The organism is Cyanobacteria bacterium GSL.Bin1 (assembly GCA_009909085.1).
Lineage (GTDB): Bacteria > Cyanobacteriota > Cyanobacteriia > Cyanobacteriales > Rubidibacteraceae > Halothece.
In genome coordinates this window covers 1-14122 of sequence record JAAANX010000177.1, presented here as the reverse complement: position 1 = coordinate 14122, position 14122 = coordinate 1, and the positions used below count along the sequence as shown (strand labels likewise).

12 protein-coding genes are annotated in these 14122 nt (G+C 40.0%); 8 read left to right on the top strand and 4 right to left on the bottom strand.

Annotated elements, in window-relative coordinates:
- The first annotated feature begins 52 nt into the window (after positions 1-52).
- The gene (locus GVY04_20365; protein ID NBD18396.1) at positions 53-1051 is read left to right on the top strand and encodes a helix-turn-helix domain-containing protein; all 999 of its coding nucleotides are present in this window, start codon (positions 53-55) and stop codon (positions 1049-1051) included.
- Between the two features lie 57 nt (positions 1052-1108).
- Here GVY04_20365 and GVY04_20360 read toward each other — a convergent pair whose 3' ends face one another.
- The 4 genes from GVY04_20360 to GVY04_20345 form a co-directional block, all read right to left on the bottom strand.
- Positions 1109-1573 carry a GNAT family N-acetyltransferase gene (locus GVY04_20360; protein NBD18395.1) on the bottom strand — a complete coding sequence of 155 codons (465 nt, stop codon included), beginning with the start codon at positions 1571-1573 and terminating at the stop codon, positions 1109-1111.
- A 140-nt stretch (positions 1574-1713) separates the two neighbouring features.
- A complete protein-coding gene (locus GVY04_20355; GenBank protein ID NBD18394.1) occupies positions 1714-2388 on the bottom strand; it encodes an FkbM family methyltransferase in 675 nt (224 codons plus the stop codon).
- 17 nt (positions 2389-2405) lie between these two features.
- Positions 2406-3377 (bottom strand): sucrase ferredoxin, encoded by a 972-nt coding sequence (locus GVY04_20350; GenBank protein NBD18393.1) that lies wholly within the window; start codon positions 3375-3377, stop codon positions 2406-2408.
- 18 nt (positions 3378-3395) lie between these two features.
- Positions 3396-4190 carry a hypothetical protein gene (locus tag GVY04_20345; GenBank protein NBD18392.1) on the bottom strand — a complete coding sequence of 265 codons (795 nt, stop codon included), beginning with the start codon at positions 4188-4190 and terminating at the stop codon, positions 3396-3398.
- A gap of 261 nt (positions 4191-4451) precedes the next feature.
- Between GVY04_20345 and GVY04_20340 the strand changes: the two genes are divergently transcribed.
- The 7 genes from GVY04_20340 to GVY04_20310 all read left to right on the top strand — a co-directional run bounded on the left by GVY04_20340 (position 4452) and on the right by GVY04_20310 (position 14005).
- Positions 4452-7127, top strand: a complete 2676-nt coding sequence (locus tag GVY04_20340) for a TonB-dependent receptor (protein NBD18391.1) — start codon at positions 4452-4454, stop codon at positions 7125-7127.
- A 158-nt stretch (positions 7128-7285) separates the two neighbouring features.
- A complete protein-coding gene (locus GVY04_20335; protein ID NBD18390.1) occupies positions 7286-8497 on the top strand; it encodes a hypothetical protein in 1212 nt (403 codons plus the stop codon).
- 87 nt (positions 8498-8584) lie between these two features.
- Positions 8585-9517: an ABC transporter substrate-binding protein gene (locus GVY04_20330; protein ID NBD18389.1), complete on the top strand. Its 933-nt coding sequence runs from the start codon at positions 8585-8587 to the stop codon at positions 9515-9517.
- Positions 9518-9606: 89 nt separating this feature from the next.
- The gene (locus GVY04_20325; GenBank protein NBD18388.1) at positions 9607-10890 is read left to right on the top strand and encodes an MFS transporter; all 1284 of its coding nucleotides are present in this window, start codon (positions 9607-9609) and stop codon (positions 10888-10890) included.
- 182 nt (positions 10891-11072) lie between these two features.
- The gene (locus GVY04_20320; GenBank protein ID NBD18387.1) at positions 11073-11801 is read left to right on the top strand and encodes an alpha/beta fold hydrolase; all 729 of its coding nucleotides are present in this window, start codon (positions 11073-11075) and stop codon (positions 11799-11801) included.
- A gap of 185 nt (positions 11802-11986) precedes the next feature.
- Positions 11987-12589: a hypothetical protein gene (locus GVY04_20315; protein NBD18386.1), complete on the top strand. Its 603-nt coding sequence runs from the start codon at positions 11987-11989 to the stop codon at positions 12587-12589.
- Positions 12590-12640: 51 nt separating this feature from the next.
- Complete coding sequence (locus GVY04_20310; protein NBD18385.1) at positions 12641-14005, top strand: TonB-dependent receptor; 1365 nt, start codon at positions 12641-12643, stop codon at positions 14003-14005.
- The last annotated feature ends 117 nt before the right edge of the window (positions 14006-14122 follow it).

Here is a 14122-nt window from a genome sequence, read left to right as displayed (position 1 = left end):
AGCTCATTATATAAACGCTAGTTCTGTTAACTGAAGTGAGGTTAGACAAACCATGGATTTGCTCACCAAAGCAGACTTAAAAAATTCATGGCTGGAAACCATGACATTGCGAGAACTGCATTATAATGTACAGGGATTTAATAAAATACGACGAGATATTAATTATTGGCGGAAACACAATCTAAATTACGGTTTATTACCGAATGGAGTTAAATTAAAGCTCACTAATCAAATCATCTATAATGATTATGGAAAAACCGTTGAACATATTGAAAGTAAACCTTTAATTTCTCATTTTTTATTATCAGGAGATCATCCTGTTATTTGTCCTGGAATCATCAAAAATCAAGCAGAGTACACTGAGCAGTGTGGGCAAAATTATCTGGCTTTCTTACCCAATATTGAAGAAATTGAGCAGTCATATCAAGGTGAACATCAAGCAGTAATTATTGAAATTCCTTTAGCTCTTCTAAGAGATTTTGTTTTAGAATTAGAACAGGTTCCTCAACAGCTAAAGCCACTCATTGAAACTGATCGCGCTCCCCGTTTCCATCAACCTGTTGGCAAGATTACTCCCATGATGCAAACCATTATTAAGCAAATTTGGGAACATCCGTATCAAGGCGCGATCGCGCGAATGTATTTGGAAGCAAAAGTGTTGGAACTGGTTTCCTTACAATTGTTTCAACTGCTGCAACAAGAAAAACAGCAACCCCGTCAGTTTACATTAAACCCAAAAGAAATTGAGCAAGTTTATGAAGCTAGAGCCATTTTAGAAAACAATTATCTTGATCCGCCATCGATTGTCAAATTAGCCCAAAAAATTGGACTGGATCGCATGAAATTACAGCAAGGATTTCGAGAAGTTTTTAATGTGACCCCCCTTCAATACTTGCAAAATTATCGTTTAGATTTAGCCAGAATTTTATTAGAAGATAAAGACCTCACGGTTAGCAATGTTGCTCATCGCATTGGTTACTCCAATGTCAGTTATTTTTCTCGCGCCTTTAAACGTCGCTTTGGGATAACGCCTGGAAAATATCGGTCTTAATTAAAAAAATATTTTCCGACAGTTAATTGATTAAAACTTTTAAAATCAGACTCTTCACTACAAAGAGAGTTTCATGTCCACATGGGGAATCCCAATGTGGATAAAAGGCTCAGTTGTGGAACTAAATCCCAATTTCTTATAAAAACTTTGAGCCGTTACTCGTGAACGCAAACGAATCGTGTGCAACCCCTTTTCTTGAGCAAGGTTGAGAAGAAATTCCATTAATTGGCTGCCAATACCTTGTCGAGAAAATTCAGGTAAAACGGCAACATAAGCAATACTTCCTATCCCCTTTTCAAATAAACGTAGCCGTGCTGAACCAATAATTTTTCCTTCGATCAGCGCGATGTGGCGAAGCCACTTGCCTTTGGCAATCGCGTAATAAGTTCCTTCAGCCTCATCAGCGCGATCGCGCTCACTCCCAGGAGATTTCCCCAAGGGTTGGCGCAACACAGTCCACCGTTGGTAATACATTGCAGAGAGTTCTTGAGAGTGAGGAGCACGAATTTCTAACGAATTCACCTTATTAATTACTTCTAGGTCATTAACTGCGATTATTTATTTAATTTTTTATTAGAGAGTAGCATGATTTTCTAAGAAGTAGAAATTTTTATTTACTCATGCTCAATGTAGTTGCGTTTTTCTATACTCACTTACTTAGACTAATTTTTAAATTTGGGTTTATAATTTTTTAAGAGGATATCACCTGGATATCTAATTAGTGGTTCATAACTAAATTGCTCTAAATACTCAAGTATTTGCTCTAAATTTCCTTGACCTTCATAAAGTTCATTGTTATTATATTCAGTATACAGATATCTTGTTAATTTAAGAGCTTGATTTGCTCCTTGAAAAACATCCATTTCAGCACCTTGCACATCCATCCAAATAAAGTCAATGCAGTTAATTTTATACTGATTACACCATTCGTCTAAAGATATAGTGTTAACCAAAACTTTTTGGTCAAATTTTATTGTTGGGTAAACATAAAGATGATTTTTGGGCTTTTTAATAGAACTTGAACAATCATGTTCGATACTCTTTTTACTAACTCCACTACTTTGATAAAGCTCTGTAGTTCCGCTATTAGAACTAACTGCCATCTCAAATAAAGTGATGTAAGGATGATCTCCTACTCTTTGCTTAAACGAAACTATATTTCTAGGATCGGGCTCAAAGCAATAAATTTTTGGAGATTCAAACATTTCCGAAAATAAAACTGTATGCTCCCCATGATGAGCACCAATTTCTAAAATCGTAGGGTTAGGCTTATTAACATATTCTTTGACTTCAGCCCTTGTAATTTTTGAGTAATTAATTGGTGGTAATTGTCTCATAATAAAGACCTTATTATTTATTTAAGCCCTGCTTTAGTTAATTCAATTGCCTCGTAATCTTGAACAGCAAGTTTCGTAAAAGACTTGGGTTCGTTGGATTTACAACCACCATACAAGTTAACTGTCTGGGTTGGATCAACAACAATGTTGCCACGATAAGCCGCTAATTCCCCATTGGGGGTTTCATATTCTAATTCCACTTTCTGCTGGTTTCCATCCTCTGTTTTTTCTAAGATGCGACCGGCTACTTTATAGTTAAACCAATCCCAACCATGTGCAATAGCTAACTCTTTCTCTAAAATCTGCACGGGACGAGGTAAGAGACTCCAACCGCGATAGATTTGATTCAAACAAGAAATATCTCCTGAGCGTTGCAAAATTGAAGTGAAAAAATCGCGATTGAGAAAGCCATAAAATCGACCTTCTGGGAAATCAATGGCGGTGGGGGCAAAACGATGTCCACCAAAATGGCTGCTCTGCCAAATTCTGACATTGGGAGAGAAAGCAGTTATTTGACACGCTTCTTGGTAGAAGGGTTTCCCATATTTGCCACAACACTTATCGTGAGTGCCATGAGTACAAACAAGAATATCACGGATAGCAGAGGAATCTTCTAAGTCAGCATTTGTCCCCTTAGCTAAGTAACTCCGAATTAAGGGGGCAACTTGAGTTAAATCGCTAACTTGACTTTCATATTTATAGAAACTTTGGGTACGTCCTTGGGGAAGCGTCAGTATAATGATTCGGTTGCCTTGTCTAAGTCTGAGAGCTTGGTTATAGATGAATAAAAAACGCACTGATTGTTGAGTTTCACGCAATTCCCTCATTAACGCTTGTAAATTCTCAGGCACAGATTCTGCTTCCGCCGCTTGATGGGGCCAAGGAAGAGGGCATTCCACTAAAATATAGTGCTGGTTATTAGCTGTCATGCCAATCATGGATTCCCCTGCTTGGTAACAGGCTTGGGCGCAAAAGAATTGCTTTGTCATGATTACTTGCTCAAAGTTTTAATTATAAATAGGTAAGGATTTTGAGTTAGTAGAACTCATCGTTTCATTTTGAGAAGGTTTAACTAAAAGTAATCCCTCCATTACTAATCGTGAAAGTAAAGGCTGGACATCTGCGTCCCAATCATAGTCCGATAACCACTCCCATGCTTGATAAGCGCTAAATTCTGGGTAGGCAAATAAATTGTCAATAAAGGATTGTGGAATTCCCTTTAGTTTAATTTCTTTACTTCCCATACGGATGTTATATTGGCCTCCATTAGTTGAAACAAATGCTCGCTGATAACGGGGCCATCGCAGGAATGTATTTTGATCAACTTCTTCCAGTCTAAAACCAACTTGGTAAGGAAAAGAATAGCTACAAGGAACAGTTTGTTTACTGGCTAAGTAATCAGTGTACTCACTGCTAAGATTATCCTTGGTTAGGAGCTGTTGTAGCTTTTGAACTAAATCGTTAACATAGCTATCCATAGCATTGGAGTGTAACTCTGTAATATTAGTGGGAAGATTCTGTCGCCAACCCTCCTCTTGTTGTAGTTCACTTTTCAGCCAATCCAGAAGGTCAACACCGGTATGGCAATGAACACCGAGAGTAAGATGGATAGAAGGCTGATCCTTTGCTAAGGCATAGTGCCAATGACCCCGAGGAATATAAAGAACATCCCCAGGTTCTAAAGTTGTGTGAATGTAAGGTTCAGTTTCGGGAGGTAAGGCATCGTTAATATGCCGATTGGCAAGGGGATGACCTAACGTATCCTCAAAAACAAACCACTCTTTATTCCCTTCAACTTGCAAGATTTTTTACGTTTGCCAGCTCTAAAAGCTGTTATTTCCGATAGTAACGCTGTTGCAAAAGAGTGTCAATATTTAATCCATAATTGTTCTAATCCTTACGTTTGGCTAATGTAGGGATTTTCAGCAAATCAGCCATCTAATAGGACTCAAAAACATCTAATAGGACATAGACTTCTTTTGGGAGGACAGTTTAAGATGTGGTTTACAGTTAACTATTGCAAATAATTATTTATAAAAGTGATCCTGAGGAGGAGTGTTAACTTGAAACAATTGCTTCAAAATCCAACCAAAGTCGCTTGTCTTGCTACCCTTACCTATTCTCTACTGCTTCTCTACTCGCCCACAAAAGCGGTAGCAGTTAACGAGCCATCAGCCAAAAACGCTAAAGAGACAAATAAAAATTTAGCTCAAAGCACAACGGAAGTAACAGGCGTACAGCTACAAGAAACCGAGGAAGGTTTAACGCTATTTCTGGAAACTAGCACCGGTCGAGAACCGCAAACTTTTCGCACGACCTACGGAGAAACCCTAGTTATTGATTTAACGAATAGTCGGCTCCGTTTACCCGAGGGAGAAACGTTTCAACAACAAAATCCAGCCCCTGGAATTGCATTAGTAGAAGTAGAACAACGATACTCCAACACGGTACGAGTTAGATTAGTTGGAGAAACTGAAGTTCCCACAGCAGAAATCAATGCTACAGAACAAGGAGTTGCTTTAGCTGTGAATTCCGAGGCAATAGCCCAAGAACCAGCAGAAGAAACTCCCCCAGCACCTACACCGCCCTCAACTGAGCAACCTCAAGAACAAGAGCCCATTGAACTCGTTGTTACCGCCACTCGCACTGAGGAACGTCAAATAGATATCCCACGCTCAGTGACAGTGATTGAACGAGAAGAAATTGAGCAACAATCAAGAATCACCAATAATATTAGTGATATTTTAGGGAAAACCCTTCCCGGATTTGCGCCGCCCAATCAGAGCATTAATTCTGTTAATACTCAATCATTGCGGGGTCGTGGCTTTACAGTTTTAATTGATGGCGTTCCTCAAAGTACCAACCAAGGATTCGCCAGTCCCCTGAGAACCATTGCTCCTTCTGCTGTTGAAAAAATTGAAGTGGTTCGGGGTCCCACGGCTATTTATGGGGGCAATGCCTCTGGTGGCGTTATTAATATTATTACTCGTTCATCAACTGGCTTGCCCTTTAGTGCTAATTCTAAAGTCGGGTTTCGAGGGTCTTTGAGTAATTTTCTAGAAAGCGACAGCCTTGGTTTAACCTTAGAACAAACTCTCAGTGGGGATTTAGGCGATGTTGACTATCTGATTACTTCTTCATTTGAAGATATCGGAGCTTTCTTTGATGCAGAAGGAGATCGCGTTCCGAAAAGTGCATTTAGTGACTTTGCTTCCCTTGCTTCTGAAGCAAATACCTTGAACATTATGGGAAAATTAGGCTGGGATATTAGTCCTGACCAACGCCTCCAATTAACAGTAAGTCATCTAGATCAAGATAATACCAGTGATTTTGTCGGTGATACGAATATTTCTGAAGATGAAAAAGCTCGTGCTGTAGAAGTTGAAGGTGGTCTAGAGTTTGAGGAAGACCCAGGAACTTCCAATACTGTTCTTAACCTTAGCTATAATAACGATGACTTGCTCGGAAGCGAGGTTGATGCCCAGTTATTTTATCGCAACGTTAAGACTCGGACTGGAACTGGTTCTTTATCTCTTCCAGACCAAGAAATTGGAAGCCGTCCTATACCATTTCAAAGTACTAATGATTTAGAACGATGGGGGGGTCGCTTAGGCATTGAAACACCCCTTGCCCAAGAAGATCAATTAAACTTGTTTTGGGGGGTTGATTATGATAGACAGGGGGATATTAATCAAGACTTAAATATTTTAGAGGATACTAATCCTGGACCAGGTATCAATTTTGAAGAAGTATTCACACCAACTGCTGATGATACTCCAGTTGCTAAAATTGGTAGCTTTGGCGCTTTCGCACAACTAGCTTGGGAAGTTACCGAAGATTGGAATCTGAGGGGCGGTCTTCGCTTTGAAAATGTTACCGTTGCGAATAATGATTTTCGACCTTTAAATAGTGATGTTCTCTTTGAAGGAAGTCGTGACCCAGATGAATTTTTAGGGGAACTAATTTCTGCCAGTGAGCGTAGCTTTAATGACACCGTCTTTAACATTGGTACGACAGTTGATGTTACTGATAATCTCAATGCTTTTGCTAGCTTTGCTCAAGGTTTTCAAATTCCTGATTTCCGTCGCGCTCTTCGCGGTGGCTTAAGTGTTGACGAAGATCTTGATCGGCTTCAACCTCAAGTGATTGACCAATACGAAATTGGTTTACGGGGAAATTGGGACAGAGTGCAAGCCTCAATCGCTGGTTTCTATACAACCTCTGATTTGGGAATAGGACTTGAACGTGATCCTGAAACAGGATTTCTCCGACAATTTCGTGCGCCAAAACGGACTTGGGGATTAGAGGCGCAGGTAGATTGGCAACCCAGTGACAATTGGCAACTAGGAAGTATTGTTAGTTGGAATGAAGGAGAAGTTGATCGTAATGATGATGGTGAGTTTCTACGGCTGGGATTAAGAGATATTCAACCAATGAAAGTGACGGCTTATGTTGAAAATCAAACTACCCCTGGTTGGCGCAATCGTCTCCAAATGCTTTGGGTTGCTGGACGGGAAGTAGATAATGAGATAGCGAGCTTTGATACAGATAGCTATGTTGTATTCGATTTAATTAGCGACATTGATGTGGGTCCCGGTCAACTGCAACTTGCCATTGAAAATATCTTTAATAATCAATTCATCGTATTTGATCGACAAACTGAAGATAATGATGGGTTTGGCGTTCGTGCCGCAGCGCCAGGTACCACATTAACTGTTAACTACTCATTTGACTGGTAAAAGAATTGTCAAAACTTCTTCCTAGTTAGATTTACTTAATCGGACAAATACCATCAACTATTTTAGGCTACAGATTATGATTTTTCTTATAAGATTAAGTGAATTTCTCGTAATCTGTAGCTTTTGCTTTAATAAGCTAATTTTTTAGAAGTTTAAATATGGTTAAAAACGATAGTAGTGAACAAAAAATTAATATCTTTTACATCTGTAATGAAAATCAAGTAAACAACGATCTAGCAATTGTTTCTCAGTTAAATGAAATGGAGCAGGATAATGTCACTCGCCTTTATATTGCAAGACGGCATCACTTTCACTTAATGTCTAAGTATTTTAATTTATACAATGGATATGTTAATCATGAATTGATCAATAAATTAGAGAATTCTATCATTTATCTAATTCCTAGTATAACTAATGAGGATTTATATCATAAGAATCAAGAAATTATATCAAAATATAAAGAAAAAACTCCCATTGTACTTCGTCATTATGATCCCTATATCCCTAAAAAATTTGATTTAGATTGGCTAAACAGCAATTTTGATTTAGCTTTAACTTATGCTGACAAAATTATTAATAATAAAAACATAAAATTTTCCACTATGGTTTACGATAGTTATTTATATCATATTTTTAACTATCCAGCTACAAGAAACCGATTAGCCTGTATGATTGCTAATAATAGAATAAGACCTGGTTATCAACAAACTAAAGAAGACTTTAAACAATATGGAATAGATGGAGAAACAGCGCGAGAAGCTCGTCGAGAATTAGCTCGATATAGTGATGTTGATATCTATGGGCGAGAAGGATGGTCGCCATTACTTCCCAACTATCGTGGTCCAATTCAACCATTTGATCAAAAATACGTCATTTTATCTAAATATAAATTTAATTTAATTATTGACACAGCAATCTTAGATACTTATATCTCAGAAAAAATATTGGATTCTTTCTTAATTCCCACAGTTCCTGTTTATTTGGGAACCCAAAAAGTATCGGATTATATTCCACTAAGTTGTTATATTTCAATGTCAGATTTTGATAGTTATAAAGACTTAATTATTTTTCTTTCTAACATGAGTGAAGAAGAATATTTGAATTACTATCATAGTATCCTTAACCATCGAGAAAAAATTTTTCAACAATTTTCGACTAGAATTAACGTTGCTAATCAAATTTATGAATGGTATAACTCGCTTTATAATACCAGATTGGGGCTATCGACAGCTGAGATAAATGAACTTGAACAGTCAATTCAAAAGTTAAAGGTAAAAATGAGTAATTCATCCATTTCTAATATCAAACGAAACTTTACCTTAAAGAAAATGCGCTTTAGAAAATATTTAAGACAGTACGTCCATAGTTGATTGGCAATCATTAAACATAGCTCACAATGTCAACTTAATCCATAAGCCAGTTAACTCCCAATTAAGGTAATTAAACTATCAAAAACAATGATTTTATTTAGCAATAAGCTTTGGAAATATCTTTTCCTAACAATAACAACAGTTTTCTTTGTTGCTTGTGGTTCGCTTCAATCTGAATCATCATTAGATGGACAAGAAACCCGGACCATTGAACACGCGATGGGAACAACTGAAGTGCCACAAGAGCCCAAGCGAGTTGTTGCCATTGATAGTAGCGCTTTAGAGCATAGCATTACCTTAAATGCTCCACTAGTTGGTGGCGCAACTACAGATACGGTTTTAGTGAATCCTGATTTCCCAGTAGAAGTAAGATCAAAAGTACAAAAATTAACTAATGTTGGTCATACCACTCAACCCAATCTAGAAAAAATCTTGTCCCTAGAACCCGATTTAATTTTAGGTAACAAAGATTGGCAGGAAGATGTCTATAGTAAGCTATCCCAAATTGCGCCAACTGTTTTTACAGAAGGAACAGGAGGTCATTGGAAAGAGAACTTGGCCAAGCATGCTGAAGCCCTCGGAAAACCTGAACAAGGTGAACAAGTCATGGAGGAATATTATCAACGACTTGAAAAACTTCAAGCAGAAATGGGAGAAAAGATTAATCATATCAAAGTTGCTATCGTTCGTTTTCGACCCTCTAATCTTCGCTTTTATATGAAAGAGTCATTTCGGGGGTTAATCCTAGAGGATGCAGGCATTTCTCGTCCAAAGATACAAGCTAAAAATAAGTCTTATGAAAATGTTAGTTTTGAACAAATTCCCCAATTAAATGACGCTGACGTTATTTTGTTTACAGAAGATGATGAGTCTATCAAAGAGCGAGTAACGAACCATCCGTTATGGTCAAAATTGAAAGCCGTACAACAAGAGAGAGTTTATGAATTAAGTAACCGTGGTTCTGGAATTTTGTCTGCTCATCTTTTTATTGATGACCTGTTTAAATATTTACTGGATTAATTGAAAATTCTCATATTATTTCTTTTACAAACCATATTTCGGTAAATTTCAAAATAAGCTATTTAATACCTCAAAAATAGCCACAATTAATGCGTACTTTTATTATTATTTGGTTTGGTCAACTCATCTCCACCATCGGCAGTCAGATGACCAACTTTGCCATCAGTATTTGGGTATGGGAACTCACCCACTCAGTTACCGCTATGGCTTGGGTTGGTCTCGCATCCCAACTGCCCCGCATTGCTTTGAGTCTCTATGCAGGGGTGCTGGTTGATCGCTACCCTCGTAAATATCTCATGATCTTGGGTAATTGTGTGACTGCCCTTTCAACCATGGTTTTAGGGATTTTGTTTTGGCTGGAGGTACTACAAATTTGGCATATTTACCTAACAGCAGCAGTGAATAGTGGCTTTCGCTTACTACAGGGGCTTTCCTACTCCACTTCAGTTGCTATGCTAGTGCCTCCTAACCAGTATTCGCGGGCAACGAGTATGAATTCCACATTTAACTATGGTTCTTCTATAATGGCGCCGGCGCTAGCAGGTGCGCTTTATCCTTTAATCGGATTAACCGGAATTATCGTCATTGATCTTGCTACGTTTAGCTTCGCAATTGTCACCTTAATCACCCAACCCATTCCGCAACCTTCGACCACCGAAACCGAACCTTCTCCTTCCGAATCCTTTTGGCAACGTTTCAGTTATGGCATCCGCTATCTCCTCAACCATCGTGGGTTGACAACCTTGTTGCTGATTCGGTTGCTATTTAAATTTCTCCATGATTTAGGAAGAGTGTTACTACGACCCATGATTTTAGCCCGTACGGATAACAATACAACAGTTTTGGGTTGGATTCATTCTGCTGCTGGCATTGCTGGCGTATTGAGTGCAACTATTCTGAGTACTCGGGGCGCTCCCACCCAGAAACTGAAGGCTTTATTTTCAGGAATGATGGGGGCTGGCATCTTTAAAGTGATTTTGGGCTTGGGACAAGTGCCATGGATTTGGTTAGTTGCCCAATTTGGCTCCTCTCTTAATTTTCCTTTGATGAATAGTTCTCATGCAACCATTTGGCTTAACGAAGTGAATCCAAAGGCTCAAGGGCGGGTCTTTTCCGTACGTTCTCTCTCTATGCAGTTAACTTCTGCGGTTGGAGTAGCCTTAGCAGGTCCCTTAGCCGATCAAGTCTTTGAACCGGCCATGATGGAAGGGGGAAGTTTAACGCCTTTATTGGGAACTATCTTTGGCACCAGGGAAGGAGCAGGAATGGCTTTACTGTATGTATTGTGCTCAGTTGGTTTGCTGTTAGTGGGAATTAGTGGTCAGTTTGTTTGCCGTCGATGGGAAACAGTCTTGGGATGGGAGCGATATTAACTCGAAGAAATCTCCTCCCTTTTGTTAGTAATGTTACTCTGATCGTTCCAGTTATGGTTTCTGAAGCAGCGTTAGCAACAGACACAAACAGTAAGTAAAACTAGACGGCAAGGATGATCAAACTGCTAACTCTATAATTACTATCGCTGATTATAATAATTTGTGCAGTTCCACCAATCTCCATGTTTAAGCCTCTCCCATCTAATCCACAAGCAACCCTGCGTTTGTTTTGCTTCCCTTATGCCGGGGGAAGCGCCCAAATTTTTCGCAATTGGTCTAATCATTTCTCGGATACAGTCGAACTCTGTCCGGCTGAACTCCCTGGACATGGACGACGGCGCAAAGAAACCCCTTTTACTGACTTAAACAAATTGGTCAGCGCACTTATTCCGATCATTACTCCTTATCTGGACAAACCCTTTGCCTTCTTCGGTCACAGCATGGGGGCTTTAATTGCCTTTGAACTGACTCGCACCTTGCGCGATGAAGGTCAACCGTTACCCACTCATCTTTTCGTTTCTGGTCGTCGTGCCCCCCAATTCCCTGAAGATGATCCCCCTAGCTATAACCTCCCCGATGAAGAACTGATTGAGAAATTGCGCTGGTTAAAAGGGACATCTTCTACTATTCTTGATGATCCAGAAATGATGCAACTGATGTTGCCCATTTTACGTGCAGATTTTGCCGTATGTGAAACCTACCAGTACACCGAACAAACCCCCCTTCCCTGTCCCATTACTGCTTTTGGCGGGTGGCGCGATCCTGCCAGTCGCAAAGGCGGCTTAAAAGGATGGCGCGAACACACCAGCGCCGATTTCACCAAGAAAACTTTTCCCGGGAATCACTTTTTCCTCCACTCAGCAGAACCGCGTCTTCTCAAGTACCTCAGCAAACAATTATCAAATTCCTGATTCAGTCAACGGAATCTACAAAGTCCTAAAACTAAGTCACTGCTTACTTTTTTTAGAGTCTCTCAACTCAGCGTTACTCCGTAAAGTTCAACCCATTTGATTTTTATTATTAAAAAGATTTCTCAAGTGATATAGTGATAGACTGTGACAACCAATAATTGATACTAACTTTTAATAAGATAACAGTGAATCTGATTCAAAAATCCCTTCTTGGTTATGCCGTAATTCCTATTACATCAATGTTAGTAACCAGTGTTGTTCATGCGGCTCCCTCTCCGGTTACTGACATTCAAGTCAATAGCACAGGTGAGAATAACCTCCAACTCTTACTAATCACGCCAACGGAGGAACCCCTACAAACGTTCCAGACGCCAGTCGGAGAAGATACCCTTTTCATCGATATTATTGATACACAGTTACAGTTAGCCGAAGGAGAAAGCATTCAAATCTCCGACCCATCTGTTGAAATTGCTGAAATTAGGGTAATTCAGAAATATCCTAACAGTGTTCGCGTCATTATCCTTGGGGCAACCACTCTTCCCAAAGTGAATATTGAGTCAACGGCGCAAGGACTAGCTGTCAATCTTCCCGAACAAGGCAGTTTAGCCCAAACCACTCCTTCGCCAACCCCAGAAGCAGAACCCACGCCTGCTGCAGCTGTAACAGAAGGAAGTGAAACTGAAGACGGTGTTATTGAACTGGTGGTAACTGCAACCCGAACTGAAGAAGATCCTAGGGACATTCCCCGTTCTACAACCGTTGTTAATCGAGAAGAAATTGAACAATAATCGCAACTCTCGAATAACCTTCCTGATATTCTTGGGAATACTGTTCCAGGATTGGGTCCGCCTAGCCAAAGTGCCTCCAATCGGGCTCAATCGTTGCGCGGTCGGGAACCCTCTGTCTTAATTGATGGCGTTCCTGTGGATAGTAACCTTAGCGTCTTCCAAGATTTACGCAGTATTGCCCCTAATGCCTTGGAACAGGTGGAAGTCGTGCGCGGTCCCAGTTCAATTTATGGGGCAGAAGCCAGTGGTGGCATTATTAATATTATTACCCGTCAACCAGAAGAAGTGTTTACTGCTCGGACTAAGGTCTCGATTGGTCCTCGCCTGTCTCTCTCGGATTTTGAGCAGAGTTTCGGTGCAGGGGTCGAACAATTTTTCTCCGGTCAAGTTGGGCAATTTGATTATCTGCTTGCCGCCTCATACGAAGAAACGGGTAATAGCTTTGATGCGGAGGGAGATATTATTCCTGTCGGTCGCTCACAAGGATTAGATAATTTAGAAACGTTTAATATCCTTGCCAAAGCCGGTGTTGATTTCACGCCAGACCAGCGCTTACAGTTAACGGTTAATTATTTTGATGATAAACAAGACCCGCCCACAATTTCTGATCCCAGTGTGGATGATCTTGATGAACGAACCAAAGCCCGACCTCTAGAAACATCGGGAGAATTGGAACTGGAGGATTTACCCGGTCGCGAGGACTTAACACTGAGTTTAAATTACTCCCATGACGATCTTGGTGGCAGTCAACTTGATTTACAAGCTTTTTATAAGGAGTCCACAACCCTCACTATTCCAGTCGATAACCGAGCTACCATTTTTGAATCGGTTTCGCGAACAGTAACGGAATCGGAAAAAGTTGGTGCTCGTCTAGACATTGAAACGCCTTTAACGAGTAATTTGGATGTACTGTGGGGCGTAGATTACGCGGATGAATCCATTGAACAACCCTTAGAAATTTTTGACCCTGGTGTCTTTGATAACAGTGGTAGCAATGAATTTATTAAGGTGGATGAGGAATTCTTTTCTCCGCCTTATGATTTAGAAACCTTTGGTGCCTTTGGCCAGTTGGATTGGCAAGCGACAGAAGAGCTTGCGCTCAGTGGGGGCTTACGCTTTGAACGATTCAATATGTCAGTCGATGACTTTAATGTCTTGGGAGATATTGATTTTGCTGGCGCTGCGATTCCTGATGAAGTAACCGGCGGTGACGTTAGTTTTGATGATGTAGTCTTTAATGTGGGAGCCATTTATGATGTCACTGAGGAAGTCAGTGTCTTTGCTAATTTTGCTCAAGGCTTCTCTGCACCAGACTTCCGACGTTTCCTGCGCTTCTTGCCTTTTTCTGTTAATGCACGACCGGTGGTTGTGGATGAAAGTATTGATGTTACCCAGCCGATCATCGTTGATAATTAGGGCTTGCTGAATTAATCTAGAAATCAGGACTGATCAAGGTTTGAGTCCCTTCAAGAGGTTCTTTAACGCGCAGAAATGGGGTAAAATTGGACAAAATCCTTGCACCTCCTGGAGGGC